This is a genomic window from Rhizobium aureum (assembly GCF_030182495.1).
GTDB classification, from domain to species: domain Bacteria; phylum Pseudomonadota; class Alphaproteobacteria; order Rhizobiales; family Rhizobiaceae; genus Rhizobium; species Rhizobium tropici_C.
Genome location: NZ_JAQJCI010000008.1, coordinates 25,523 through 51,071, shown reverse-complemented (window position 1 = coordinate 51,071; position 25,549 = coordinate 25,523). Strand labels below are relative to the sequence as shown.

Below are 25,549 nucleotides of genomic sequence, written 5' to 3'. Positions count from 1 at the left end.
AGAGATCACTGCACCCATGCGCTAGCTGCATGTCTCGCCCGGAAATAAGGCGCTTCCAATTCGCGACCATCGCGGAGGCCTTTGTGATTTGCTGATGACATCGGCGTCTTTGTCTGCGAAAAGAAGGAGGATGAGAGACAGGGGCGTCCGCTTTCCGGCGGGCTGAGAAGAACCCTTCGAACCTGAACCAGATCATGCTGGCGGAGGGAGTCGCTCGGGACCTTGCAACGCTCAGCACGTCGTCCCTTCGCGTCTCGCCCGCCTGAAAGGGGCGATATGCAAGACCAAATCACAGCCGGCAACCTGCTCGCTGCCGTGCGGGCAAACCCACCGCTGGTGCAATGCATTACCAATTTTGTCGCCATGAATATTACGGCCAATGTGATGCTCGCCGCCGGTGCGTCGCCGGCGATGGTGCATGCCGAAGAGGAAGCGGGCGAGTTTGCCGCGATCTCCGGCGCGCTGACGATCAATATCGGCACGCTCTCGTCGGGCTGGCTTGCGGGCATGCTGAAGGCAGCGCAATCGGCCAACAATGCCGGCAAGCCCTGGGTTCTCGATCCCGTCGCCCATTATGCGACAGAGTTTCGTCGCAAGGCGGTAGCCCAACTGCTGGAGCTGCAGCCGAGGATCATTCGCGGCAATGCATCCGAGATCATCGCCCTTGCCGGCGGCACCAGCCGCGGTCAGGGCGTCGATAGCCGCGACGCCGTCGAGCAGGCGGAAGAGTCCGCCCGGCAGCTCGCGGTAAAGCACGATTGCGTGGTCGCCGTTACCGGCGTCACGGATTTCGTGACGGATGGGCGGAAGGCGAAGCGGATCGCCGGCGGTTCGCCATTCATGCCGCAGGTGACGGCCCTCGGCTGCTCGCTGACTTGCCTCGTCGGCGCCTTTGCCGCAGCAACGCCGGATGAGCCATTCGATGCGACCGCGGCAGCACTCACCGTCTTCGCCGTCGCCGGTGCGCAGGCAGGAGCGGCAGCCGATGGTCCCGGCTCTTTCTCCTGGCGCTTCCTCGACGCCCTCGCAGCGCTTACGCCGGAACTGCTGGATCGCGACGCAAGGATATCGGCAGCATGAAAGACTTCGATCTCTCACTCTACCTCGTCCTCGATCCCGTGCTGTGTGGTGACCTCGGCATGATCGAAACGACCCGTGCGGCCGTTGCCGGCGGTGCCACGATCGTACAGCTGCGCGACAAGCATGCTCCGACCGCAGCCGTGATCGAGACAGGCCGCGCTCTCAAAAAGATCCTGCAGGGAACCAATGCCCGGCTGATCGTCAACGACAATGTGGAAGCCGCCATCGCCATCGGCGCCGACGGTCTCCACATCGGACAGGAGGATATGAACGCCGCCAAAGCACGCCGCCGGATCGGGCCGGACATGATCCTCGGCCTCTCGGTGGAAACCGAGGTCCTCGCGACCCTCATAGACCCTGGTATCGTCGACTATGCCGGCATCGGTCCGGTCTTTGCCACACCGACCAAGCCCGATCACAAGCAACCGATCGGCTTCGACGGTCTTGCCCGCATCGTCGGGCTCTGCCCCGTTCCATCGGTTGCGATCGGCGGCCTCAAAGTGGAGCATACGCGAGAGGTTTTCTCGGTAGGCGCGGACGGCCTTGCGGTCGTCTCCGCCATCTGTGGCCAAGCGGACCCGCGAAAGGCGACGGCCCTCATCGCGAACGCCATCAAGGAGGCTCGCCAATGATCCGCAATGTCCTGTCCATCGCCGGCTCCGATCCCTCCGGCGGCGCCGGTATCCAGGCCGACCTGAAGGCCTTCTCCGCCCGCGGCGTTTATGGAATGGCGGCCCTAACCGCACTGACGGCGCAGAACACGCAAGGCGTCGTCGGTGTCCATCCGGTGCCACCCTCTTTCGTGGCGGATCAGATCAATGCGATCTTCGCCGATATCCGGGTCGATGCGATCAAGATCGGGATGATTGCCAACGCCGCGATTGCGGATGCGGTCGCGGACATTCTGGCGCGACATGGCGATGTGCCCGTCGTGCTCGATCCCGTGATGATCGCGAAAGGTGGCGCCGCCCTGCTTGCCGCCGATGCCGTCGACGTGCTGACCATGCGGCTGTTACCGCTTGCGACAGTCATAACGCCGAACCTGCCCGAGGCGGCAGCGCTGTTGCATGACGTGGAGGCCTCAAACCGCGAAGACATGGCACGTCAGGCGCTTGCTCTGGCAGCGTTTGGGCCTTCGGCCGTCCTCATCAAGGGCGGTCATCTTGCGGGTGACGAAAGTCCGGATGTGCTGGCGGGCGCCGGCGGCCTGACCTGGTTCGAAGCCGAGCGGCTGCCGACGAAGAATACGCATGGGACGGGTTGCACGCTTTCCAGCGCCATCGCCGCCGAGATCGCCAAGGGACTGCCGCTGCCGAAAGCCGTCGCCGCCGCCAAAGCCTATCTCGCCGCCGCGGTCGCCGCCTCGGGCCACCTTTCCGTCGGAAGCGGCCACGGACCTGTGCAGCATTTTCATGGGCTCTGGCACACAAACAAGGAGTAGAGAAATGAGCCTGTCACTCAAGGATCAGATCGTCATCGTTTCAGGTGCCGGGCGCGGTCTCGGCGCGGCCATAGCGACGGCCTTTGCTCGGGAGGGCGCAAAGGTTGCCATCAACTATCGTGCCAGCCGTGAGCGGGCAGAGGCGCTGGCGGCAGACCTTGGCGATCATGCGAAAGCGTTTCGGGCCGATATCCGCGATCCTGGAGATACGAAGCAGCTCGTTGCCGAGGTAACTGCGCATTTCGGCGCGCCGACAACAGTCGTCCATAACGCGCTCGCCGATTTCAGCTTCAATGGCGATGCGCGCTCGAAATTGCATGCCTTGAGCTGGGCGGAAATGGCGATACAGCTGGAAACCGCACTGCAAGGCGCTTTGAACCTGATACAGGCGGCGCAGCCGGCAATGGCAACGGCGGGCTTTGGCCGGATCGTCACGATCGGCACGAACCTCTTCCAGAATCCGGTCGTGCCTTATCACGATTATACCGCAGCCAAGGCGGCACTGCTGTCGCTGACCCGCACGGCTGCGTCCGAACTCGGCCCGCTCGGGATTACCGTCAACATGGTCTCCGGCGGCCTTCTGCGCACGACCGATGCCAGCAGTGCCACGCCGGAAGCCGTCTTCGACATCATCGCCGCCAATACACCGCTGCGTCGCGTCACCACACCCGAGGAAGCTGCCGATGCGGTGCTCTTCTTTGCCAGCCCCTGGGCGCGTGCCGTCACCGGACAAAATCTTATCGTCGATGGCGGTCTCGTTTTTGGATAACGGCCCGGAATGAAAAAGGCGCTACCATGGAGGCAGCGCCGATATTGAAGCTTTGCAGCCGACGGTTCGGACAGCTCAAGCCCATCCCATGGTCAGCACGCCGAAGAGAATGACGACGCCGAGCATGATACGGTAGATGACGAAAGGCCAGGTCGAGAAACGCTCCAGAAAGCGCATCAGTCCCCAGATGGCGACGAAGGACGATATGCTGCCCACAATGAGGCCGACGATCAGGATGGACCAGGCTTCCATCGGAATATGGGCCTTGTAGAGTTCGAACAGCTCCTTCAGGCCGGCAAGCGCGATGGCCGGTAAGCCGAGCAGGAACGAGAACCGTGCGGCTTCATCACGCTTCAGACCGAGGAAGAGTGCACCGGTCAGCGTCGAACCCGAGCGCGAGACGCCGGGAACCAGCGCACCGACCTGGGTGATGCCGACGAACAGGGCATCCATCAGCGTCATCTGCTCGATGCCCTTCCTATGACGGCTATAGAGTTCAGCGACCGCCAGAAGCAAGCCCATGACCAGGCAGGCGATGCCGATCACCCAAAGGCTGCGGAAAGATGTGCCGCAGGCATTCAACGACTTCGAAAGCAAGAGGCCCGCGATTGCGATCGGCACCGTTGCAATGACGATGGCGATCGCAAGCCGCATCGCGGGGGAGCGCCAATCCCTCTGCCTGATGGCATCGAGCGATCCGAAGGTGACGTAACGAACGTCGCTCCAGAAATAGGAGACGATGGCGGCAAGGGCCGCAAGCTGCATAGCGGCCGAAAAGGCCGAACCCGGATCCTGCCAGCCGAGCAAGGCCGGCACCAGGCGCATATGGGCAGTGGAGGAGACCGGCAGAAGCTCGGTCAATCCCTGCACGACACCCAGTATCGCGATCTTGGCATAGCCCAGGGCAACAAAGCCCGTGTCTACGCCTTGTGTACAAACATCAGCCACGTTTTGACATCCTCAGTTCTTCATGGGGCTTGGCACCGGAACGGTGCGATGAACTTGCTGTGGAACCGTTTTCCGACACGAAACCAGCGGCAATCTTGTAGGATGCCGTCAACTCCGCACTATGACAGGACGAGGATATAGCCGCGCAGGCTGAATGCTATCTGAAATTGCCGGTTTTGATTTCCGGGTTTAACGGATTTCTAGCCTTCCTCATCCGGCAGCGACTGCATGTGGCGGATGATGGCATAGAATGCGGCAAGGAGGATCAAGGCACCCACCGCGCGGTGGAGATCATGCAATATCGTGTGATGGTGCCTGACCATGAGGCAAGCCAGATTATAAAGAGTTATGGCGACCGCCGTCAGAATAGCGGCCAGAAAAAGCGGCATATTCCGGTGAATGAAATTGACCATCACGCACACCTCGTTTGCATGCGGCCAGATTTCACAAGGAATGGGGAGGAATTAGGACAATTACCCCTCGCCTGACAGCTGCCGAGGCGAAGATCACTTCGTATAGAGCGCGCGCGACCTTTCAAGATGCTTGAGCATCGCCTGCTCTGCTCCGTCGGCATCGTTCTCCGCCATGCGCGCGAGGATCTCCTCGTGCTCGACCAGCGTGAACTTTTCCTTGCCGGTCCAGATCAGCATGTCGGTATGATAGGCCTTCAGCCATGCCAGCATGGCCTCGCTCACAGCGGCGAAAATCGGATTGCCGGAAATCTGGGCAATGCGCGTGTGGAACTGCATGTCGGCCGAAATGAACTCCTCGGCATCCCCCAGGGAAGCGCGTTGACGTTCGATAATGTCGTAAAGATCGGCGATATCTTTTTCGGTTGCGCGCTGCGCCGCTTCGCGCGCCATGCCGCGCTCGAAGAAGATGCGCGCGCTCTTCAAATGTTCGAGCGAGTCGGACGATTGCGAGAGCATGATCTTGGCGGTCAGGTCGACTTGCCGGAAGATCGACTTCGCCGTGAGCTGGAGCACCTTGGCACGCTCGCCGTGCGAGATATTCACCAACCCCATATTGGCGAGCGCCTGCATGGCTTCGCGAATCGCCGGCCGGCCGACGCCGAAACGCTCCATAAGGACTCGTTCGGACGGCATCTCGTCGCCAGGTTTGAGTTCTCCCGATGTGATCAACCGTTCCAGCCGCTCGAATACCTCATCGGACAGCTTTCGACGTACAATTTGTTCAACAGGCTGACCCATGGACCCCCGCTTTCCCAAAACCTTTTCTCCCTTATGCATTTTCGATTGCCGCGGCGGAAGCCCATACGAAACATGTTGTCGACTGCCGGGCAAAAAAATCGTTGCAGAAGTTGGAATACTCATTATACCAGATCACCAGTTTGCGCCACGTGAAAATCGTCGGCGAGAGGAGCATTCAGTCGCTTATGACCATCACCGTTACCTACCGTATCGAAACGCCTGGCAGCATCGAAGCGATGGCCCGCAAGATCGCCAGCGATCAATCGACCGGCACTTTCGTCGCGGTCCCCGGCGAAACGGAAGAACTCAAGGCGCGCGTTGCCGCGCGCCTCAGCGCGATTCGCCCGCTTGCCGATGCGGAGCATCCGACCTGGCCGGAAGTCGCGGAAGGACATGGCCCGATCCGTCGGGCCGATGTCGATATCGCCTTCCCGCTGGATGCGATCGGCACCGATCTTGCGGCGCTGATGACGATCGCGATCGGCGGCGTCTTCTCGATCAAGGGCATGACCGGCATCCGCATCGTCGACATGAAGCTGCCGGAGGCCTTTCGCGATGCACATCCCGGGCCGCAATTCGGTGTTGCCGGCAGCTTGCGCCTGACCGGCGTCAGCGGCCGCCCGATCATCGGCACGATCGTCAAGCCCGCGCTCGGCCTTCGGCCAAAGGAAACGGCCGCGCTTGTCGGCGAGCTGATCGGCTCGGGCGTCGATTTCATCAAGGATGACGAGAAGCTCATGAGCCCGGCCTATTCGCCGCTGAAAGAGCGCGTCGAAGCCATCATGCCCCTTATCCTCGATCACGAGCAGAAGACGGGCAAGAAGGTCATGTATGCCTTCGGCATTTCGCATGCCGATCCCGACGAGATGATGCGCAACCACGATCTGGTGCTGAAGGCCGGCGGCAATTGCGCCGTCGTCAACATCAATTCCATCGGCTTCGGTGGCATGAGCTTCCTGCGCAAGCGCTCCGGGCTGGTGCTGCATGCGCATCGCAATGGCTGGGATGTGCTGACCCGCCATCCCGGTGCCGGCATGGATTTTAGGGTTTACCAGCAATTCTGGCGCCTGCTCGGCGTTGACCAGTTCCAGATCAACGGCATCAGGGTCAAATATTGGGAACCGGACGACAGCTTCGTCGAGTCCTTCAAGGCAATTCGCACGCCGCTTTTCGGCCCATCCGACTGTCCGCTCCCCGTTGCCGGCTCCGGTCAATGGGGCGGCCAGGCGCCGGAAACCTACCAGCGCACCGGCCGGACGACCGACCTTCTCTATCTCTGCGGCGGCGGCATCGTCAGCCATCCCTTCGGACCGGCGGCCGGCGTTCGCGCCATCCAGCAGGCCTGGCAGGCGGCGGTTTCGGACATACCGCTTGCCGACTATGCGAGGAATCATCCGGAGCTTGCCGCCTCGATCACAAAATTCAGTGACGGCAAGGACGCCTAACAGCAATGTCCAGTCTTCCAGCAATGTCCAACCTTCTCCTCAGCTATTATGGCGATGACTTCACCGGCTCCACCGACGTCATGGAGGCGCTTGCCTCGAACGGCGTGCCGACTGCTCTCTTCCTCGACATTCCGAGCGAAGCCATGCTGGAACGGTTCAGGGATTGCCGCGCCATCGGCATTGCCGGCACCAGCCGAAGCGAAACGCCGCAATGGATGGATGAGCATCTGACATCCGCATTCGAATGGTTGAAGGGCCTCGATGCCGCCATATGCCACTACAAGGTCTGCTCGACCTTCGATTCCAGCCCCGGGATCGGCAATATCGGTAAGGCGATCGAGATCGGCAAAGCGCTCTTTGCACAACCCGTCGTGCCCGTTGTGATCGGAGCGCCGCAGCTGAAACGCTACACCGCCTTCGGTCATCTTTTCGCGGCCTATCAGGGCCAGGTCTTCCGCATCGACCGGCACCCGGTCATGAGCCGGCATCCCGTTACGCCAATGGATGAGGCCGATCTCACCTTGCATCTGGGCAAGCAGACGCCCCTCCCCGTCAGCCTCGCGGACCTCGTCATGATGCGGGCAGCCGATGCCGACGTGCGGCTAGATGCGCTGACGAGAGGCAAGGATGGTATCCTGCTTCTCGATGTCGACAGCCCGGAAACCCAGGCTGCTGCAGGACATCAGCTGTGGCGCCTCGCAGGCAAGGGCAATGCTTTTGTCGCAGGCTCATCCGGTGTCGAATATGCCCTTCTCAATGCCTGGCGCAACGAAGGTTTGATCGGAGAGAAGCCGAAGTTTGCTCCTCCCGGCAAGGTCGACCGCCTCGCGGTCGTCTCCGGCAGCGTATCGCCGACGACCGAACGGCAAATCCGCCGCGCCACGGCCGATGGTTTTGACGGCATCGATCTCGATCCCTTGGCGCTTGTCGGCGAAAATGGCGAGCGTGCTCTGGACGCAGCCGTCGCCGCGGGCGTGGCCAGCCTCAAGGCCGGCCGCAGCGTCATTCTTCATACGGCGCTCGGCCCGTCCGCCGACCGTGGCGGCGATATCGACCGCATTCCCGGCGCCCGGCATCGTCTCGGCCAAGCTCTCGGCACGATCCTGCGACGTCTGATCGAACAGGAAAATCTCGGTCGCGCCGTCATTGCCGGCGGCGATACTTCGAGCCATGCCCTGAAGGAATTGCGCGTCGAGGCCCTGACGACACGTCTCCCATTACCGCAAACGCCAGGCTCGCCGCTTTGCACGGCCCATGGCAGCTATGCGCCCACCAACGGCCTGCAGATCGCACTGAAGGGCGGGCAGGTCGGCACCGACGATTACTTCGCGCAGATCCGCGACGGCCGAGCATCTTAGCTGTGCATTCTCGGCAAGGTCATTGGCATGCTCATTGACTCATCATACCACTTGCGATACCACACATTGAAAGTGAACGAGGTACCAACATGACTGCAATTGCTCTTTTCGGCGCCGGCGGCAAAATGGGCTACCGGCTCGCCAAGAACCTGAAAGGCTCGCGCTTCGATGTGCGCCATGTCGAGGTCAGCGATGCCGGCAAGGCCCGACTGAAGAATGACCTTTCCATCGATTGCGTCCCTGTCGACGCCGCGCTGGATGGCGCGGACGTCGTGATCCTTGCAGTACCGGATACCGCGATCGGCAAGGTTGCCGCCGGCATCGTCGACAAGCTGAAACCCGGCACGATGGTCGTCGCGCTCGACGCCGCCGCCCCCTTTGCAGGCCATCTGCCGCAGCGCGAAGACCTCACTTATTTCGTCACCCATCCCTGCCATCCGCCGATCTTCAACGACGAGACCGACATGCAGGCCAAGAAGGACCATTTCGGCGGCCTCTTTGCCAAGCAGCATATCGTTTCGGCGCTGATGCAGGGTCCGGAAAGTGCCTATTCTCTCGGCGAGGAAATCGCCAAGGTCATCTGGGCGCCCGTCATGCGCTCGCATCGCGTCACCGTCGAGCAGATGGCGATGCTGGAACCGGGTCTTTCGGAAACGGTTTGCGCCTCGCTGCTCGTCGTCATGCGCCAGGCCATGGATGAGTGCGTTGCCCGCGGCGTCCCGGCGGAAGCCGCCCGCGACTTCCTGCTGGGCCACATGAACGTGCTCGGCGCCGTCATCTTCAAGGAAGTCGACGGCGTGTTCTCCGATGCCTGCAACAAGGCGATCGAATTCGGCATTCCTGCCCTCATGCGCGACGACTGGAAGAAAGTTTTCGAGCCGCAGGAGATCGCAGAAAGCATCCGTCGCATCACCTGATCGACGTCCCCGGGAGGGCAATGCCCTCCCCTTGCTGCCCTGCCGGGAACAGGGCCTGTTTCATAACTGGGAGGAGACCATGAAACTGACACGCAGACTGACACTTGCAGCCTTTACCGCCGCACTGGCGCTGGGGACGGCGATGCCGGCTTTCGCGGCCGATCTGATCGCCATCATCACGCCGGCCTTCGACAATCCATTCTTCAAGGCAGAGGCCGTCGGCGCCGAGGCCAAGGCGAAGGAACTGGGCTACGAGACGCTCGTCATGACGCATGACGACGATGCCAACAAGCAATCGGAAGTCATCGACACGGCGATCGGGCGTGGCGCCAAAGCTATTATTCTCGACAATGCCGGCGCGGATGCGACGGTCGCTGCACTGAAGAAGGCCAAGGATGCGGGCATCCCCTCCTTCCTCATCGACCGCGAAATCAACGTGACCGGCATCGCGGTCGCCCAGATCGTTTCCAACAACTACCAGGGCGCCCAGCTCGGCGCGCAGGAGTTCGTCAAGCTGATGGGCGAGAAGGGCAATTATGCCGAACTCGTCGGCCGCGAAGCCGATACCAATGCCGGCATCCGCTCGCAGGGTTATCACGACGTCATCGACGACTATCCGGATCTGAAGCTGGTTGCCAAGCAGTCGGCGAACTGGAGCCAGACCGAGGCCTATGCCAAGATGGAAACCATCCTGCAGGCAAATCCTGATATCAAGGGCGTAATCTCGGGCAACGATACCATGGCGATGGGCGCGATTGCCGCTCTGCAGGCCGCCGGCCGCAAGGACGTGATCGTCGTCGGCTTCGACGGGTCGAACGATGTGCGCGACTCCATCAAGGCGGGCGGCATCAAGGCGACGGTCATGCAGCCAGCTTACGCCCAGGCCCAGAAGGCGGTCGAACAGGCCGACGCCTATATCAAGAACAAGACGGCACCGAAGGATGAGAAGCAATTGATGGATTGCGTCCTCATCAATGCCGACAATGCCGACAAGCTTGAGACCTTCGCGCTGAAGAACTGATGCCACTAGGTTGGAGAGCGCGGGAAACTCGCGCTCTCCCGATGTCTTTCCTGCGAGATCGAGGTGTATTGCATGTTGAGGACCAGAGGCGCGCTCGTGGCCCTTGTTTTGGCCGCGGCATTGCCCGGCTGCAAGATTATCAAGACGCCGACGCCCGAGGAGAAAGCCGCGGCGGCAGCAAAGAGTGCCTTCGATCCCGCGGCAAAGGTCGATGCCATCTGGCAATCTCAGGTGCTGCCGAGCATGGAGAAGCGCGCGGGCGACATCAAGACGGTGTTGCAGGCCATAGCCGCTAATCCGGACGATGCCGGCGCGAAATACGGAAATCCGCGAAAGCAGGCTTCATCACCCTGGACCTATGCCGTCAAATTGAGCGGCAAGATCGTCGCTGCCGATACCGCCTCCCGTGCGGGCACCCTCGACGTCGATGTGGATGGCGACGGCGAGGCGGATGCGAAGGTGCAGATCGGTCCGGCCATCCGAGGCACGGCGCTGCGCGACGCGCTGGATTTCCTGGACTTCAACGAATTCAGGAACCAGATCGAATGGGCTCAATTCGGCAAGGCCTTCAATGAGAAGGCAAACTCATCTTTTCTGGCAGCACTGCCTCGCAACGAGCTGATTGGAAAGACGATCACGGTGACCGGCGCGTTTCCACTGCCCCCATCCGGCCAGCTTCCCCTGATCACCCCTTCAGCCCTGACATTGGGGCAATGACCATGAGCGAAACGCCGAGCAACGACATCATCCTGCGCCTAGAGGACGTTTCCAAGGTCTATTCCGGCATCGTCGCCGTCAGGCACGCTAACCTCGAGCTGCACCGCGGCGCGGTCAATGTGCTTGTCGGCGAAAACGGCGCCGGAAAATCTACCTTGATGAAGATCATCGCCGGGGTCGAACGGCCGACCTTGGGCCGCATCCTGCTCGAAGGCGAGGAAGTCTCCTTCAGCAGCCCGGCCGACGCGCAGGCGCGCGGCATCGGCATGATCTTCCAGGAGCTCAATCTCTTTGCCAACATGACGGTGGCCGAAAACATCTTTACCACGCGTGAAATCACCCGCGGCATCTTCGGTATCGACCACAAGGCGCAGATCGCCAGGGCCAACGCGTTTCTGGATCGGCTCGATGCCGGCATAGGCGCCGAAACCATGGTGGAGGACCTTCCGATCGGGCAGCAGCAGCTCGTCGAGATCGCCAAGGCCATCTCGCTCGATGCCCGCATTCTGATCATGGATGAGCCGACATCGGCGCTATCTGCCGCGGAAGTCGATATTCTGTTCAAGGTCATTGCGGAGCTGAAGGCTCAAGGCGTCGCGATCGTCTACATCTCGCACCGGCTGGAAGAACTGATGCGCATCGGCGACTACATCACCGTGCTGCGTGACGGGCAGATCACCGGTCAGGCCATGGTTCGCGATATCGATACGAAATGGATCGTCCGCTCGATGATCGGATCGGACGCCAAGGACTTCGCCAGGGACGGAGGCCATGCGATCGGCAAGGAAGCCTTCCGTGCCGAGGAGATCAGCCTGCCGCGACGCACCGGCGGCCTTGCCGTCGATCATGTCTCGCTGTCGGTGCGCGCCGGCGAAATCCTCGGCATCTACGGCCTGATGGGTGCCGGGCGCAGCGAATTCTTCGAATGCGTGATGGGCCGGCATATGCATTCGACCGGGCGGATCTACATCGATGGGGTCGAGGTTCGCGCACGCGACACCACCAGGCGCATCCGGCACGGTCTGGCGCTGATCCCCGAGGATCGGCAGCGCGAAGGGCTGGTGCAGGTCCTGTCCATCGCCAGCAATTTGACGCTTGCGAGCCTCGGCCGCTTCGCCCGGCTGTTTTTCCATATCGATCCGGGTGCCGAAAAGACTGCCATCCGCGACATGATCCGCGATCTCTCGATCAAGGCGCCCAATCCGGATTTCGAGGTAACCTCCATGTCCGGCGGCAACCAGCAGAAGGTCGTCATCGGCAAGGCGCTGATGACCGACCCGAAGGTGCTTTTGATGGACGAGCCGAGCCGCGGCATCGATGTCGGCGCCAAGGCCGACGTCTTCCGCACCATGCGCAGGCTCGCCGGCAAGGGTCTCGCAATCTTGTTTTCAACCTCCGACCTTGAAGAGGTCATGGCACTTTCGGACCGCATCGCAGTGCTCAGCAACGGCAAGCTCGTGACCGTTCTCGACCGAAGCGAAGCGACGGAAGAGGCCATCATCGCGGCATCCGCCAAGGGACACGGACATACAGGGAAACTCGCGTCATGACCGCAGATACGTCTTCCAGCCTTGCGGCCGATCGCTCGAACGGCTCCGTTCTCCTGACGCTGATGAAGCTCAGGACCTTCATCGCGCTATTTGCCGTCGTCATCTTCTTTGCGATCTTCGCACCGAACTTCACCTCGACCGCCAACATCATCCTGATGTCCAAGCACGTCGCACTCAACGCCTTTCTCGCCATGGGCATGACCTTCGTGATCGTCACCGGCGGGATCGATCTATCGGTCGGCTCGATCGTCGGCCTTTGCGGCATGGTGGCAGGCGCCCTCATCCTGAATGGCGTCGAACTGCCGATCGGCTATACCGTCTACTTCAACATCTACGAGATCATCCTCATCACACTGGCCGTCGGCCTGGGGATTGGGCTGATCAACGGCCTGCTCATCACCAAGCTCAACGTCGCGCCCTTCATCGCCACGCTCGGAACGCTCTATATCGCCCGCGGCCTCGCACTCTTGTCGTCCGACGGGCAGACCTTCCCGAACCTGGTGGGCCGGCCGGAATACGATACCACGGGCTTCGACGTCTTCGGCGCTGGCCGTATGCTCGGCCTTCCCGTCTCCATCTGGATCCTGATCGTGTTGGCGCTACTCGCCGCCTACGTCGCCCGCTCGACGCCGATTGGCCGGCACATCTTCGCCGTCGGCGGAAACGAGCGCGCCGCGCGCATGTCCGGCATCCGCGTCGATGTGGTCAAGATCTTCGTCTATATGTTCTCGGGGCTCTGCGCGGCCATCGTCGGTATCGTCATTTCGTCGGAACTGATGGCGGCGCATCCGGCGACCGGCGAAAGCTTCGAGCTGAACGCGATCGCGGCAGCGGTGCTCGGCGGCACCTCCATGTCGGGCGGCCGCGGCACCATAGGCGGCACGATCATCGGCGCCTTCGTCATCGGCATCCTTTCTGACGGCCTCGTGATGATGGGCGTCTCATCCTTCTGGCAGATGGTGATCAAGGGATTTGTCATCATCATCGCTGTTGTCGTGGATCAGGCGCAACGGCGTCTCCAGCAGCGCGTAACTCTCATGCAAATGGCAAAGGCAGGCTGAAATGGCAGAACTCAAGGGCGCATTGATCGGTTGCGGCTTTTTCGCGATCAATCAGATGCACGCGTGGCAAGACGTCGAAGGCGCCAGCATCGTCGCGATCTGCGACCGCGACCCGGAGCGGCTGAAACTCGTCGGCGACCAGTTCCGCATCGAACGCCGCTACACGGACGCGGCCGCCATGTTCGCCGATGGGGGCTTCGATTTCGTCGACATCGCAACGACGGTGCAAAGCCATCGCGCCCTAGTGGAGATGTCCGCCTCTTACAAGATCCCTGCAATCTGCCAAAAGCCCTTCGCAAAGACGTTGAGTGATGCCAAAGCCATGGTCGCGGCCTGCGCTGCGGCCGGCGTGCCGCTTATGGTGCATGAGAACTTCCGCTGGCAGACGCCCATTCAGGCCGTCAAGCATGCCCTCCAGTCCGGTGCGATCGGCGAACCCTTCTGGGGGCGTTTCTCCTTCCGCTCCGGCTACGACGTGTTTTCGGGCCAACCTTATCTCGCCGAAGGCGAACGGTTCATCATCGAGGATCTCGGCATCCATACGCTCGACATCGCCCGCTTCATCCTCGGCGACGTTTCTTCACTGACGGCCCGCACCAAGCGGGTCAATCCGAAGATCAAGGGTGAGGATGTCGCAACCATCCTGCTCGACCATGAGAACGGCGCGACGTCGCTCGTCGATGTCAGCTATGCCTCCAAGCTTGCGACCGAGCCCTTCCCGGAGACGCTGATCGAACTCGACGGCACGCGAGGCACCATTCGCCTCTCGCAAGGCTATTGCCTCGAGGTCAACGGCCCCGATGGCGTGAGCATCACGGATGCGTCGCCGCGGCTTCTGCCTTGGGCTTCGCGCCCTTGGCACAACATCCAGGAGAGCGTGCTCGCAATTCAGCAGCATTGGACCGATCGCCTTGCCGACGGAGGCGAAACCTCGACGTCGGGCGCTGACAATCTCAAGACCCTGGCGCTGGTCGAAGCCGCCTATGAGAGCGCCGCCAACGGGAAATCCGTCGATATCGGAGCGATGCTGCGATGAAGAGCGAGATCGATCTGTTCCAGCTTTACGGCACGCGCGAGCTCGAAACGCCGCCGGTCCGACTGACAGCGGGCAGGCTTGACGTCGACTTCAAGGACGGCAATCTCCGGGCTATCCGCTATGATGGCGTCGAGGTTCTGCGGGCCGTTTCCTATCTGATCCGCGATCGCGATTGGGGCACCTATGCACCTGATATCGACGATCTGCGGATCAATCAGCATCAGGATGGCTTTTTCGTCAGCTATGTTGCGCGTTGTGCCGGCCCTGAAAATACCGAACTTGTGATCGACGTGCGGATAGCAGCTGAAGCCGATGAAGCCCTGACCTTCGAAGCAATAGCGCTCTCGATGACCGGCTTCGAAACCAACCGCTGCGGCTTCTGCATCCTGCACCCGATCGTGGGGCACGCCGGCACGCCGGTATCGGTCGAGCATGTCGACGGCAGCAGAGAAAACACGCATTTTCCCGATCTTATCGAACCCTGGCAGCCCTTCAAGGATATGCGGGCGATTACGCATGGCGTGATGGCGAACGTAACAGCCGAATGCCGGATGGAAGGCGACACCTTCGAGATGGAAGATCAGCGCAACTGGTCCGATGCTTCCTACAAGACCTATGTTCGCCCGCTTGCACTGCCCTGGCCCTATCGAATTCCAGCCGGCGAGCCGATGCGGCAGCGTATCGTTCTGACCATCGGGAATAAGCGGCGTTCGCCACCCTCTTTTTCCCATACTTCGGATGCAGCGATCACCCTAAGCCCGGGAACAAAATCCGGTGCCATGCCGTCCATCGGTCTTGTCGTTACACCCGAGGAAGCGGACGCAACTCGGGCTGCGCGCAACCGGCTGGCTGAAATCGGACCGCAAGAACTGTTGTTTCACTTCGATCCGAATGCCGGCCATGGCGCTGATGCCTTCAAACGCTTCGCAGCCGTCACCGCACTCCATGCCGGCAAGTCGACGCTGGAAATCGCATTGCCCTGCCGCCAGGCACCGCTTGTCGAAGCACAGCAAATAGCAGACTGGATGCGGGCAGCCGGCTTCAAACCCGATGCCATCATGGTCTCTCCTTCGGTCGACCGGCAATCGACGCCGCCGGGCAGCAAATGGCCCGAGTGCCCTCCTCTTGAGGAAGTCTATGCCGCCGCGCACGCCGCCTTTCCCGATGTGCGTATCGGCGGCGGCATGCTGAGCTATTTCACCGAGCTCAATCGCAAACGTGGGCCAGCCGACACTCTCGATTTCATTACGCATTGCACCAATCCCATCGTGCATGCGGCTGACGATCTGAGCGTCATGCAGACGCTGGAAGCGCTGCCATTCATCACGCGTTCCGTACGCGCCATTTACGGCGACAAATCCTATCGCATCGGCCCATCGACCATACCGATGCGGCAGAACCCCTATGGCAGCAGGACAATGGACAATCCCCGCGGCGGCCGTATCGCAATGGCCAACACCGATCCGCGGCACAATGCCCGTTTTGGAGAAGCCTTTGCGCTGGGTTACGCTGCCCGTGTCCTCGATGCCGGACTGGAATGCCTGACGCTTTCGGCACTGACAGGATCTTTCGGCCTGATCGCTGGAGAGAACGAGCCATCGGCGGCAGGCACTAAACGACCGCTGTTCAATACGGTCGCGGCGCTATCCCGCCTCGCCGGCCAGCCATGGCACGAGTGCCTGTCGTCCGATCCGAGCGCGGTACTCAGCTTCATCACGGTACGATCCGGCGGATCGCGGTCGCTCCATCTGGTCAATATCACACCCATTCCGCAACGGGTGGAGCTGGAGACATTCCAGCTGAAGGAACAGACTGAAAGCAAGAGGCTCTTGCTTGATGCCTATAGCACAGTTTCGGCAGCCTTGATGGATTGACCTTCAATCGGAGACGCGCATGTTAGTCCCAACGATCGCAATGATTTGGAGGACTGCGTGAAGACGAAGAAGCTGATCAACGAAGGCGCGGCCGCCGTGGATGAAATGCTGGCCGGGATACTCGCAGCCCATCCGCGCCATCTCCGCGCCGTTGAAGGATCGCCGCGCTCGATCGTGGCGAACCATGGTCCGCGAGATGGTAAGGTCGGCCTGGTCATCGGCGGCGGCTCCGGACACGAGCCGACATTTCTCGGCTTCGTCGGCAAGGGACTGGCCGATGCCGCCGCCATCGGCAATGTCTTCGCCTCGCCGCCGCCCGATCCTATCATCGAATGTGCCAGGGCTGTCGATGGCGGCGCCGGCGTGCTGTTCATGTATGGCAATTACGCAGGCGACGTCATGAATTTCGACATGGCGACGGAAATGCTTGCCATGGACGATATCGAGGCGCGTACCGTGCTGACGACGGATGACATCGCGTCTGCACCGGTCGATCAGAAGGAGCGCCGTCGCGGGGTTGCCGGCAACGTCTTCATCTTCAAGGCTGCGGGTGCCGCATGCGACCTGATGTACGGTTTCGACGATGTCGAACGGGTGGCACGCTGGGCGAATGAGCGCACCTATACGATGGGCGTCGCACTCTCGCCCTGCTCTCTGCCGCAGACGCGCAAACCGAATTTCGAGATCGGCGCCGACGAGATGGAGATCGGCATGGGCATCCATGGCGAGCCCGGCGTCGCACGCGGGCCGATGCGGTCTGCGGACGAGGTGACGAGCGAACTCGTCGGCAAGATTCTCGATGAGATGAAGCCGGCACGCGGTGACCGGGTTGCCGTGCTCGTCAACTCCTTGGGCTCCACACCGCTGATGGAACTCTACATCATGATGCGCAAGGTCAAGGCCATGCTCGACGATGCAGGCGTCGTCATTCACTTGTCGCTGGTCGGCAATTACTGCACGTCGCTGGAAATGGCTGGAGCCTCCATCACCCTCATCCATCTCGATGACGAATTGCAGCGACTGATCGATCACCCCTGTGATTGCGCCATGTTCCGCTCCGGCGAGGTTTTGTAATGACAACGGTTACAACGGAGGATCTGAAATCGCTTTTCGTGCGGATCGCCGAAGCGATGGCCCGCGAGAGGGATCGTCTCTGCGAACTGGACGGCGTGATCGGCGACGCTGACCACGGCATCGCCATGGAGCTCGGCTTTACCGCCGCCGCCAAGGCGGTTTCGGAGCTGGATTCATCGACATCCGAGCCGACGCTGGTCTTCAACACGGCGGCGAAGTCCTTCCTCAACGCCGTGGGTGCCTCGTCCGGACCGCTCTATGCGACCGCCCTGATGCGCGCAGGCGCGGTCGCCAAGGGAAAGTCGTCATTGAGCGACGACGATATGGTCGAGATATTTTCTGCCTTTGCCAAGGGCATTCAGGATCGGGGCAAGGCAGAGGTCGGCGAAAAGACCATGGTGGATGCCTGGGCACCCGCCGCCACCGCCTGCCGCGCGGCCAGGGATCGAGGGCTTTTGCTTGCCGACTGCTTGGCCGCCGCCCTTGAAACCGGCGAAGCGGGCGCGGAAGGAACCAAAAATATGATCGCGGCAAAGGGCCGCTCGTCGCGCCTCGGCGATCGGGCCTTGGGACACATCGATCCCGGCGCGGCTTCGGCCGTGGTCGTCATCGCCTGCTTCCGCGACCACTTCATGTGATACCGCTGATAAGCTCATCATACCAGTTGACATGTTGACAACGATTTGTCAAAACCGCCCTCAGCTTTGCTCAGAGGAGGACGGGAAATGGCTGGCAACTTCAAATATGCGCGTTGGTTCGGCGCTGCTGCGATAGCGGCGGCGGCTTTCTCGGCAACCAATGTCGCCGCGGAAGACTTGACGCTGTGGACATTGAACTTCGACAACGGCGCGGCGAATGGCGCGCTGAAGAAGGTGGCGAAGGATTTCGAAGCCGCCAACCCCGGCACCCACATCGAAATCGTCCAGCGCGGCGTCGATGAGCACAAGACCGCGCTTCGTGTTGCAGCGGGTTCCAGCAAGGGCCCGGATATCTATTTCAGCTGGGCCGGTCTTGGCCTCGGCGGCGAATATGTGAAGGCGGGCCTCTCGCTGCCGCTCGACAAATACTACACCCAGTACAAGTGGAACGACGAGCTGCTCCCGTCGGCCGCCGCTTTTGCGGATCTCTATCCGGGCGGCAAGCATGGCGTTCCCTTCACCTTCAAGGGCGAAGCGATCTACTACAACAAGAAGCTTTTCCAGAAAGCCGGCATCACAGGGGAACCAAAGACCTACGAGGAGCTGCTGGCCGCAGCCGATAAGCTCAAGGCCGCAGGCATCCCGGCCTTCACCTTCGGCGGCTCGGTCAACTGGCACGTCATGCGCCTGATGGATGTGCTGCTCGAAACCAAGTGCGGCGCCGACAAGCACGACGCGCTGATGGCGATGAAGACCGACTGGACCAAGGAGCCCTGCGCGACCGACGCATTTACCGAATTTGCCAAGTGGACGAAGGATTACACGCTGAAGCCCTTCATGGGCATCAGCAACCAGCAGTCCTATACGCTGTTCGTCGCCGGCCGCGCCGCGATGATGCTCGAAGGCGACTGGCTGGTCAGCCAGCTGAGCGGCAGCAAGGTCAATCTCGACGATTACGGCGTCGTGCCGTTCCCGACGAACACCAACCGCCTCTATGGCTTTGCCGAGTACAATTACGTCAGCACCAAGAGCAAGAGCCCGGATCTTGCGGCAAAGTTCCTCGACTACTTCCTCTCGACGAAGGTGCAGCAGGATCTCGTCGGCCAGATCAGCTCGATCTCGGTCAACAAGAATGTCCAGTACACCGACCAAAAGCCGCTCGAGGCGAAGTGGCTGGAGATCTTCAAGACCTACAGCAAGGTCTACATGAATGGCGATCAGGCCTTCCCGCTCGACATCACCACCGAATACTTCCGGGTGATCAACGATGTCGCCTCCGGCAATATCCAGCCGGCCGATGCCGCCAAGCAGCTGCAGACCTTCATCGCCGGTCGCACCTGATCTTTCGAGGGAAGCCGTCACTCCGATTGCCAATCGCTACGGCGGCTTCCCTCACCTTCATGCCCATGCGTCAGCTGCCGCCGGGAGCAATCAGAAATGTCATTCCGCAATCGTACTCATGATTCTCGCGTCCAGGCAGTGATCCTGCTTGCGCCGGCCATGCTGATCTACGTGATTTTCGCGCTCTATCCGATGCTGAACGTTGTGGTGCTGAGCTTTCAGAAATGGAACGGCCTCGATCCGCAGCGCCCCTTCGTCGGCTTGGCGAACTATCAATATATCTTCACGCAGGATCCGGTCTTCTGGGTCGCTTTCCGCAACACCGTGATCTGGACGATCATGTGCGTGATCTTTCCGCCCATGGTCGGCCTCTTGCTCGCACTGAGCCTTAATCAGAAGCTTTTCGCCCGCAATACCTTCCGCGCCATCTTCTATCTGCCCGTCATCATCGCCCCGATCGCGGTCGCGACCATGTGGAAATGGATGTACGATCCCTTCTTCGGTCTCTTCACCGAAATCCTGACCACAATGGGTCTGCAGGACTGGATCCAGGACTGGCTCGGCGACAAGGATATCGCGCTCTATTCCGTCTTCGTTGCCTATCTCTGGCAATCCGTCGGCTTCTCCATGGTCCTGTTTCTCGCCGGCCTGCAAAATGTCTCGCAGACGCTGGTCGAAGCCGCCCGCATCGATGGCGCTGGGCGCTGGAACATCTTCCGCTACGTCACCCTGCCCGCGCTGCGCACGACGCTGACGATTGTACTTGTGCTCTCGGTGATCTCGTCGCTGAAGGCGTTCGACATCGTCTATGGCCTGACAGGCGGCGGGCCGGCGCAATCCACGCAGATGCTGGCGCTCTGGGCCTTTACGCAGGCCATGCAGATCTTCGATTTCGGCCGCGGTGCCGCGATCTCGGTCGTCCTGCTGCTCATCACCATCGTCGTCGTCATTCCCTACCTGCGCTGGACGCAGAAGCATGAGGAGGCCGAACAATGACGGCAGCATCGGCCACATCCATGTCGGACGACTTCGAAACGATTGCACCGGCAAAGCGCAAGCGCGATCCTGTCCTGATCGGCCTGTGGATCGCACTGCTGGTCGTCGCTGCGATCTGGCTCGCGCCTTTCGTCTTCATCGTCTTCACCTCGCTGAAAACGCAGGCTGATGTGACGTCGACCGGCGCCTTCATGCCGCCGCTCGATCCAGCCTTCGAGAATTATTCGAGCGCCTGGGGCCGCGGCAATTTCGCCAGCGCCTTCCTGAACAGCACCATCATTACCGTCATCAAGGTGCCGCTCGGGCTTATCCTCTCGGCAATGGCCGCCTATGCGCTCGCCAAGATCCGCCTGCGGTTCGGCAAGTTGCTGCTGCTCCTCGTCATCTTCGGCACCATGATCCCGTTCCAGGTGATGCTGGCGCCGCTGTTCACGCTGGTCAATTCGCTCGGCCTCATCGACACCTATCCCGGCGTGATCCTTCCCTATATCGCCTTCGGTGTGCCCTATCAGGTCTTCATTCTGCACGGCTTCTTCAAAGGCATTCCGAAGGAATTGTCGGAAGCCGCCCTGATCGACGGCGCCAGCCATTTCACCATCTTCCGCCGGATATTTCTGCCTGTCTGCCTGCCGGTGCTCGCGGCGCTGCTGATCCTGGATTTCGTCTCGACATGGAATGAATTCGCAATGGCGCTCGTGCTGCTGCAGGATCAGCACATGTGGACGCTGCCGCTCGGGCTCATGTCCTTCCAGGGCCAGTTTTCCAACGATTACGGGCAGTTGAACGCGGCGATCGTCATGACCGTGCTGCCGGCCACCATCGTTTATCTGATCTTCCAGCGCTACTTCGTCTCCGGCCTCACCTCCGGCGCGGTCAAGGGCTGAGCGGTCGGACCATCCATACATCTTCCGAGGAGAATATCATGTCCAACGCGTCCGTCGAAAAATGGGGAGTCTTCGAAGCGGCCTTCAACGGCCCTTCCGGTGGCAATCCCTATCTCGATGTGGCATTCGATGCCGTCTTCAGCCAGAACAGCCGTGAGGTACGCGTGCCCGGCTTCTATGATGGCGACGGCGTCTATCGCGTTCGCTTCATGCCGGACAATGAAGGCGATTGGTCGTTCCGCACGCGCTCGAAGACATCGGAACTGGATGACAAGACCGGCTCTTTCGTTGCGACCAAGCCATCCGAAGGCAATCACGGCCCCGTGCACGTCCGCAACAAATTCCATTTCGCCTATGCCGACGGCAAGCCTTTCCTCTCCTTCGGCACGACCTGCTATGCCTGGACGCACCAGCCGCTCGAGATGCAGGCCCAGACGCTCGATACACTGAAGAAAGCGCGTTTCAACAAGATCCGCATGGGCGTTTTTCCGAAGGATTACCCCTATAACGTCAACGAACCGCTCTATGCCTGCTTTGAAAAAGGTGCGGACGGCAGGCAAGATTTCGACCGGCCGAACCCCGTCCTCTTCCGCCATTTCGAGAGCCAGGTCGCAGCCCTCTGCGATCTCGGCATCGAGGCCGATATCATCATGTTCCACCCCTACGACCGTTGGGGCTATGCCGACATGACGGCCGAGCAGGATTTCCGCTATGTCGCCTATCTCGCGGCGCGGCTTGCCGCTTATCGCAATGTCTGGTGGGCGCTTGCCAACGAGTACGACTTCCTTCTCGACACCAAGCCGCTGCAGCAGTGGGACCGCTATTTTCACATTCTCGAAGAGAACGATCCCTATGGCCATCTGAAGTCGATCCACAACGGCGAGCCGACGATGAACTTCGATCATCGCAAGCCGTGGGTCACCCATACCTGCATTCAGAACTGGGACGTGAAGCGCACGCAGGAATGGCGCGAGGCCTATGGCAAGCCTGTCGTCAACGACGAGCCGGAATATGAGGGCAACATCATCCAGTCCTGGGGCAATCTGACAGCACAGGAGCTGGTGCATCGTTTCTGGATCACAGTGACACGCGGCGGCTATGCCGGCCATGGTGAAACCTATTCGCATCCGGAGGATCTGATCTGGTGGGCCAAGGGCGGCGAGCTGCGCGGCGAGGCCTGGAAGCGCATCGGCTTCCTGCGCGATCTTCTGGAGCAGGATGTGGTCAACGGCCTAGAACCCATGTCCTCGTATGGCGAATGGCCGTGGACCCGCGTTTCCGGCGCGCATGATGGTGATGTCAGTTACATCTATCTCGGCGAACACCAACCCACTGTCTGGTCCACTGGGCTGCCCAAGGATGGAACCGACTATGATGTCGACATTATCGACACATGGGAGATGACGATCACGCCGGCGAAAAAGGTGGAAGCACCGATTCCGCATCCGACGCGCCACGGCGCGATCGTGCGCGGCGGCAAGGCGGATGCCGCCTTCGGCGTGGAGCTGCCGGGCAGGCCATACCAGGCGCTCCGCATCCGCAAGAAGCACTGATCGATCTTCAGGGAAAGAATGTCATGTCCGGATTGACCATTAAGAACGTCAGGAAGTCCTACGGCGCGGTAAACATCATCCATGGTGTGGATGTCGAAATCTCGGACGGCGAATTCGTCATTCTCGTTGGCCCTTCGGGCTGCGGCAAGTCCACATTGCTGCGCATGATCGCCGGGCTGGAAGACATCACCGGCGGTGAGATCTCGATCGCCGGACGGGTTGTCAACGACCTGCCGCCGAAGGATCGCGACATCGCCATGGTATTCCAGAACTATGCGCTCTATCCGCAGATGACGGTGGCGCAAAACATGGGCTTTGCGCTGCAACTTGCCGGCGCGAAGCGTGCGGAGATCGACCGGAAAGTCGGCGACGCGGCCAAGATACTGGGGTTGCAGCCATTGCTGGATCGCAAGCCCGCCCAGCTTTCCGGCGGCCAGCGCCAGCGCGTCGCCATGGGCCGGGCCATCGTGCGCGATCCGAAAGTCTTCCTGTTCGATGAACCGCTCTCCAACCTCGACGCCAAGCTGCGCGTGAAGATGCGCGCGGAAATCAAGGCGCTGCACCAGCGCTTGAAGACGACGATCGTCTACGTGACGCACGATCAGATCGAAGCCATGACCATGGCCGACAAGATCGTCGTTCTGCAGGGCGGAAAGGTCGAGCAGGTCGGTTCGCCGCTGGAACTCTACGATCGGCCCAAAAATGTCTTCGTGGCCGGTTTCCTCGGTTCGCCGGCCATGAATTTCCTCGAAGGCAAGGTCACCGGCGGCGCGTCACCGGCACTAGTGCTGCCGACCGGCACCCGCATCGAACTTGCCACTGCTCCGGCTCAGTCGGAGGACCAGGAGGTCGTCCTGGGAATACGTCCGGAAGACATTTCCTTCGCCTCGGAAGACGGGGTGGCGGCAACCGTGACCGTCGTCGAGCCGACTGGTTCGGAAACGCATGTCGCGCTTGACCTGGAAGGCAAGGAACTGACGTGGGTCATGCGGGAGCGCGCCGAACTCGCACCGGGGCAGACGATTCGGATCTCGCTCAAGACCCCGAACCTCCACTTCTTCGACAAGGCCAGCCAGCAACGGCTGGGATAACAGAAGCGCCGGTTGGCTCGGATCACTCAGCCGCGCGCTTTTGACCGCCGTTCATGACCAGGAAAACCCGTTTGACGAAGGCGTCGCCATCAAACTGCCGGGCGGCACCTTCGGTCGTATGCTCGGGGCGATCGAATATGAAGGCTTCGATATTGACAACGGGCAGGTTGAAGCGATTGCGGACCTGGCCGATCATCGCGGTATGCGTGACCACAAGCTGGCAACCATTCGGCTCGAACCACTCGTGAAGCCCGGTCGTGGGGATAATCAGCACCGTCAATCCCTGTTGCGACAGAACCGTGCCGATGCGGGACGCCACCTGCTGATTGTCGAGACAGATCAGCACATCGGTTTGTGAAGGGGACGGCGCCTGGTTAGCCTGCATCAAGTGACCTCTCGTTCGAATACGAGCGGAATATACCGATTCGGGCGTGACGTGGTGTTATGAGTTGTTACATTTTGTTGCAGATCGAAGGCGCATTCGATGGCGTGCCAAGACAGGAGCACCCTCATGTATAACACCAGAAAAATCTATTAAGTTATTCCATTTACGTTATATTTATACGCTGCCGAGGATTTCGGCTGGTCGCTTATAGCCATAGCTCGCTAGACCGGCGCCCGACGGCGGCGGCTATGCCTGAGGTCGATGGCCGTATGCCAGACGATCGTCGCGAAGATGATCGCTCCGCCGACAAAAGTGGCAACCGGCGGCATCTCCGAGAAGAAGAGCCAGACCCAGAAGGGCGTCAGCACGATCTCCATCGAGCTGATGAGTGCAGCGTCGGCAGCCGGCATCTTTCTTGATCCGAACAGGAAAAGGACGAAAGCCAGCGCAAAATTCGTCGCCCCGAATGCGGCGAGCAGAAGCCAGTTGTGAACGTCCACCGAGCTCGTCGAGGCAAAGGGCACGAAGACTACGAAGGTCAGAAGCCCGCTGACGACGCTCGATGGCAGGATCGGGATGCCGGGATCCATGCGAGGGATGACGATGATAAGGGCAAAGGTGACCGTCATGCCGAGCGCCAGCAGATCGCCAGCGCCGGTACCGCCGCCAATCGAAGATGCGACAATGACCGCAACGCCGACAAGGCAGATGCCGCCGGCCACCAATGTCCGCTTCGCGACCTGCTCCTTCAGCATGATCCAGCTGAGAAACGCGGCGATGAACGGGGCGGTCGCATAGATCATCGTCACGTTTGCGACCGTGGTCGTATAAAGTGCGCCGATGAAACACGCCTGGCTGATGGTCTGGCAAGCCAGCATCGCCAGCCCGGCGGGATGAAAGATCGATGCCCATTGCCGCCTGGAGAACCCACCTTCGAGGAAAAAGCTGGGAATCAGCAGAAACAGACCACCGAACAGCGAACGCCAGGAGATCGCCGTCCATATGTCCGTGGTCAGGAGACGTGCGTAGATGCCGCTGCAGCTCCACGCAAGCATTGCTGTCGCCACGAGTAGCACGCCCCTCTCATAATCGCTGGCAAAAGCGGAGCGGGTCGGAAGCTGGAATGTCATGTATGGACTCAGGGAATGAGCAGAAGGAA

The 25,549-nt window shown here is 60.8% G+C and carries 25 protein-coding genes and 1 riboswitch; of the genes, 20 read left to right on the top strand and 5 right to left on the bottom strand.

Features of this window, described 5'->3' with window-relative positions:
- The first annotated feature begins 129 nt into the window (after positions 1-129).
- Positions 130-226, top strand: a riboswitch (TPP riboswitch).
- Positions 227-276: 50 nt separating this feature from the next.
- Genes thiM through PH552_RS19390 form a run of 4 tightly spaced genes read left to right on the top strand, consistent with a single transcriptional unit; the run spans position 277 to position 3,290 of the window.
- Positions 277-1,080, top strand: a complete 804-nt coding sequence (gene thiM, locus PH552_RS19405; protein ID WP_112344983.1) for a hydroxyethylthiazole kinase — start codon at positions 277-279, stop codon at positions 1,078-1,080.
- On the top strand, positions 1,077-1,712 hold the full coding sequence (gene thiE / locus PH552_RS19400; RefSeq protein ID WP_112344982.1) for a thiamine phosphate synthase: 636 nt from the start codon (positions 1,077-1,079) through the stop codon (positions 1,710-1,712). The genes thiM and thiE overlap by 4 nt, the downstream gene beginning before the upstream one ends.
- Positions 1,709-2,521, top strand: coding sequence for a bifunctional hydroxymethylpyrimidine kinase/phosphomethylpyrimidine kinase (thiD, locus tag PH552_RS19395; protein ID WP_112344981.1), 813 nt, complete (start codon positions 1,709-1,711; stop codon positions 2,519-2,521). Before thiE ends, thiD begins: the two co-directional genes overlap by 4 nt.
- Before the next feature lie 4 nt (positions 2,522-2,525).
- Positions 2,526-3,290, top strand: coding sequence for a 3-oxoacyl-ACP reductase (locus PH552_RS19390; RefSeq protein WP_112344980.1), 765 nt, complete (start codon positions 2,526-2,528; stop codon positions 3,288-3,290).
- Between the two features lie 75 nt (positions 3,291-3,365).
- Here PH552_RS19390 and PH552_RS19385 read toward each other — a convergent pair whose 3' ends face one another.
- The 3 genes from PH552_RS19385 to PH552_RS19375 all read right to left on the bottom strand — a co-directional run bounded on the left by PH552_RS19385 (position 3,366) and on the right by PH552_RS19375 (position 5,449).
- Positions 3,366-4,238 carry an undecaprenyl-diphosphate phosphatase gene (locus PH552_RS19385; RefSeq protein WP_112344979.1) on the bottom strand — a complete coding sequence of 291 codons (873 nt, stop codon included), beginning with the start codon at positions 4,236-4,238 and terminating at the stop codon, positions 3,366-3,368.
- Between the two features lie 200 nt (positions 4,239-4,438).
- Positions 4,439-4,651 carry a hypothetical protein gene (locus PH552_RS19380; RefSeq protein WP_112344978.1) on the bottom strand — a complete coding sequence of 71 codons (213 nt, stop codon included), beginning with the start codon at positions 4,649-4,651 and terminating at the stop codon, positions 4,439-4,441.
- Between the two features lie 93 nt (positions 4,652-4,744).
- Positions 4,745-5,449, bottom strand: coding sequence for a transcriptional regulator NanR (locus PH552_RS19375; protein WP_112344977.1), 705 nt, complete (start codon positions 5,447-5,449; stop codon positions 4,745-4,747).
- 185 nt (positions 5,450-5,634) lie between these two features.
- On the opposite strand from PH552_RS19375, the gene oiaX reads away from it, so the two are divergent.
- The 16 genes from oiaX to PH552_RS19295 all read left to right on the top strand — a co-directional run bounded on the left by oiaX (position 5,635) and on the right by PH552_RS19295 (position 24,005).
- Positions 5,635-6,894, top strand: coding sequence for a 3-oxo-isoapionate-4-phosphate decarboxylase OiaX (gene oiaX / locus PH552_RS19370; RefSeq protein ID WP_112344976.1), 1,260 nt, complete (start codon positions 5,635-5,637; stop codon positions 6,892-6,894).
- 23 nt (positions 6,895-6,917) lie between these two features.
- On the top strand, positions 6,918-8,252 hold the full coding sequence (locus PH552_RS19365) for a four-carbon acid sugar kinase family protein (RefSeq protein ID WP_112344975.1): 1,335 nt from the start codon (positions 6,918-6,920) through the stop codon (positions 8,250-8,252).
- Positions 8,253-8,341: 89 nt separating this feature from the next.
- Positions 8,342-9,169 (top strand): phosphogluconate dehydrogenase C-terminal domain-containing protein, encoded by an 828-nt coding sequence (locus tag PH552_RS19360; protein WP_112344974.1) that lies wholly within the window; start codon positions 8,342-8,344, stop codon positions 9,167-9,169.
- Between the two features lie 79 nt (positions 9,170-9,248).
- A complete protein-coding gene (locus PH552_RS19355) occupies positions 9,249-10,190 on the top strand; it encodes a D-ribose ABC transporter substrate-binding protein (RefSeq protein ID WP_095436537.1) in 942 nt (313 codons plus the stop codon).
- Positions 10,191-10,262: 72 nt separating this feature from the next.
- Positions 10,263-10,907, top strand: a complete 645-nt coding sequence (locus PH552_RS19350; RefSeq protein WP_112344973.1) for a DUF2291 family protein — start codon at positions 10,263-10,265, stop codon at positions 10,905-10,907.
- Positions 10,904-12,457, top strand: coding sequence for a sugar ABC transporter ATP-binding protein (locus PH552_RS19345; protein WP_112344972.1), 1,554 nt, complete (start codon positions 10,904-10,906; stop codon positions 12,455-12,457). Before PH552_RS19350 ends, PH552_RS19345 begins: the two co-directional genes overlap by 4 nt.
- Entirely contained in the window at positions 12,454-13,518 is a 1,065-nt protein-coding gene (locus PH552_RS19340) for an ABC transporter permease (RefSeq protein ID WP_112344971.1), read from the top strand. Before PH552_RS19345 ends, PH552_RS19340 begins: the two co-directional genes overlap by 4 nt.
- A 1-nt stretch (position 13,519) precedes the next feature.
- Positions 13,520-14,554: a Gfo/Idh/MocA family protein gene (locus PH552_RS19335; protein WP_112344970.1), complete on the top strand. Its 1,035-nt coding sequence runs from the start codon at positions 13,520-13,522 to the stop codon at positions 14,552-14,554.
- A complete protein-coding gene (apnL, locus tag PH552_RS19330; protein WP_112344969.1) occupies positions 14,551-16,428 on the top strand; it encodes a D-apionate lactonase in 1,878 nt (625 codons plus the stop codon). The genes PH552_RS19335 and apnL overlap by 4 nt, the downstream gene beginning before the upstream one ends.
- Before the next feature lie 57 nt (positions 16,429-16,485).
- Positions 16,486-17,502 carry a dihydroxyacetone kinase subunit DhaK gene (locus PH552_RS19325; RefSeq protein WP_112344968.1) on the top strand — a complete coding sequence of 339 codons (1,017 nt, stop codon included), beginning with the start codon at positions 16,486-16,488 and terminating at the stop codon, positions 17,500-17,502.
- Positions 17,502-18,140 carry a dihydroxyacetone kinase subunit DhaL gene (gene dhaL, locus PH552_RS19320; protein WP_112344967.1) on the top strand — a complete coding sequence of 213 codons (639 nt, stop codon included), beginning with the start codon at positions 17,502-17,504 and terminating at the stop codon, positions 18,138-18,140. The genes PH552_RS19325 and dhaL overlap by 1 nt, the downstream gene beginning before the upstream one ends.
- Before the next feature lie 87 nt (positions 18,141-18,227).
- On the top strand, positions 18,228-19,481 hold the full coding sequence (locus PH552_RS19315; RefSeq protein ID WP_112344966.1) for an extracellular solute-binding protein: 1,254 nt from the start codon (positions 18,228-18,230) through the stop codon (positions 19,479-19,481).
- Between the two features lie 96 nt (positions 19,482-19,577).
- Positions 19,578-20,477 (top strand): carbohydrate ABC transporter permease, encoded by a 900-nt coding sequence (locus PH552_RS19310; protein WP_112344965.1) that lies wholly within the window; start codon positions 19,578-19,580, stop codon positions 20,475-20,477.
- Positions 20,474-21,361, top strand: a complete 888-nt coding sequence (locus tag PH552_RS19305) for a carbohydrate ABC transporter permease (RefSeq protein WP_112344964.1) — start codon at positions 20,474-20,476, stop codon at positions 21,359-21,361. Before PH552_RS19310 ends, PH552_RS19305 begins: the two co-directional genes overlap by 4 nt.
- Positions 21,362-21,399: 38 nt before the next feature.
- Entirely contained in the window at positions 21,400-22,914 is a 1,515-nt protein-coding gene (locus PH552_RS19300; RefSeq protein WP_112344963.1) for a DUF5060 domain-containing protein, read from the top strand.
- 23 nt (positions 22,915-22,937) lie between these two features.
- On the top strand, positions 22,938-24,005 hold the full coding sequence (locus tag PH552_RS19295; RefSeq protein ID WP_113250402.1) for an ABC transporter ATP-binding protein: 1,068 nt from the start codon (positions 22,938-22,940) through the stop codon (positions 24,003-24,005).
- A gap of 22 nt (positions 24,006-24,027) precedes the next feature.
- Here the strand turns inward: PH552_RS19295 and PH552_RS19290 are convergent, their stop codons facing one another.
- Positions 24,028-24,390, bottom strand: coding sequence for a hypothetical protein (locus PH552_RS19290; RefSeq protein ID WP_285166245.1), 363 nt, complete (start codon positions 24,388-24,390; stop codon positions 24,028-24,030).
- Positions 24,391-24,611: 221 nt separating this feature from the next.
- Positions 24,612-25,520 carry a DMT family transporter gene (locus PH552_RS19285; protein ID WP_112344960.1) on the bottom strand — a complete coding sequence of 303 codons (909 nt, stop codon included), beginning with the start codon at positions 25,518-25,520 and terminating at the stop codon, positions 24,612-24,614.
- Positions 25,521-25,549: the final 29 nt, after the last annotated feature.

Bases quoted from the DNA above. Each gene is read 5' to 3' on its own strand.
- PH552_RS19350 (WP_112344973.1), top strand. From the start codon at position 10,263: ATGTTGAGGACCAGAGGCGCGCTCGTGGCCCTTGTTTTGGCCGCGGCA.
- PH552_RS19365 (WP_112344975.1), top strand. From the start codon at position 6,918: ATGTCCAACCTTCTCCTCAGCTATTATGGCGATGACTTCACCGGCTCC.
- dhaL (WP_112344967.1), top strand. From the start codon at position 17,502: ATGACAACGGTTACAACGGAGGATCTGAAATCGCTTTTCGTGCGGATC.
- PH552_RS19295 (WP_113250402.1), top strand. From the start codon at position 22,938: ATGTCCGGATTGACCATTAAGAACGTCAGGAAGTCCTACGGCGCGGTA.
- PH552_RS19300 (WP_112344963.1), top strand. From the start codon at position 21,400: ATGTCCAACGCGTCCGTCGAAAAATGGGGAGTCTTCGAAGCGGCCTTC.
- PH552_RS19335 (WP_112344970.1), top strand. From the start codon at position 13,520: ATGGCAGAACTCAAGGGCGCATTGATCGGTTGCGGCTTTTTCGCGATC.
- PH552_RS19285 (WP_112344960.1), bottom strand. From the start codon at position 25,520: ATGACATTCCAGCTTCCGACCCGCTCCGCTTTTGCCAGCGATTATGAG.
- PH552_RS19380 (WP_112344978.1), bottom strand. From the start codon at position 4,651: ATGGTCAATTTCATTCACCGGAATATGCCGCTTTTTCTGGCCGCTATT.
- PH552_RS19360 (WP_112344974.1), top strand. From the start codon at position 8,342: ATGACTGCAATTGCTCTTTTCGGCGCCGGCGGCAAAATGGGCTACCGG.
- apnL (WP_112344969.1), top strand. From the start codon at position 14,551: ATGAAGAGCGAGATCGATCTGTTCCAGCTTTACGGCACGCGCGAGCTC.
- thiM (WP_112344983.1), top strand. From the start codon at position 277: ATGCAAGACCAAATCACAGCCGGCAACCTGCTCGCTGCCGTGCGGGCA.
- oiaX (WP_112344976.1), top strand. From the start codon at position 5,635: ATGACCATCACCGTTACCTACCGTATCGAAACGCCTGGCAGCATCGAA.
- PH552_RS19310 (WP_112344965.1), top strand. From the start codon at position 19,578: ATGTCATTCCGCAATCGTACTCATGATTCTCGCGTCCAGGCAGTGATC.
- thiE (WP_112344982.1), top strand. From the start codon at position 1,077: ATGAAAGACTTCGATCTCTCACTCTACCTCGTCCTCGATCCCGTGCTG.
- PH552_RS19345 (WP_112344972.1), top strand. From the start codon at position 10,904: ATGACCATGAGCGAAACGCCGAGCAACGACATCATCCTGCGCCTAGAG.
- PH552_RS19290 (WP_285166245.1), bottom strand. From the start codon at position 24,390: ATGCAGGCTAACCAGGCGCCGTCCCCTTCACAAACCGATGTGCTGATC.
- PH552_RS19390 (WP_112344980.1), top strand. From the start codon at position 2,526: ATGAGCCTGTCACTCAAGGATCAGATCGTCATCGTTTCAGGTGCCGGG.
- PH552_RS19375 (WP_112344977.1), bottom strand. From the start codon at position 5,449: ATGGGTCAGCCTGTTGAACAAATTGTACGTCGAAAGCTGTCCGATGAG.
- PH552_RS19305 (WP_112344964.1), top strand. From the start codon at position 20,474: ATGACGGCAGCATCGGCCACATCCATGTCGGACGACTTCGAAACGATT.
- thiD (WP_112344981.1), top strand. From the start codon at position 1,709: ATGATCCGCAATGTCCTGTCCATCGCCGGCTCCGATCCCTCCGGCGGC.
- PH552_RS19340 (WP_112344971.1), top strand. From the start codon at position 12,454: ATGACCGCAGATACGTCTTCCAGCCTTGCGGCCGATCGCTCGAACGGC.
- PH552_RS19315 (WP_112344966.1), top strand. From the start codon at position 18,228: ATGGCTGGCAACTTCAAATATGCGCGTTGGTTCGGCGCTGCTGCGATA.
- PH552_RS19355 (WP_095436537.1), top strand. From the start codon at position 9,249: ATGAAACTGACACGCAGACTGACACTTGCAGCCTTTACCGCCGCACTG.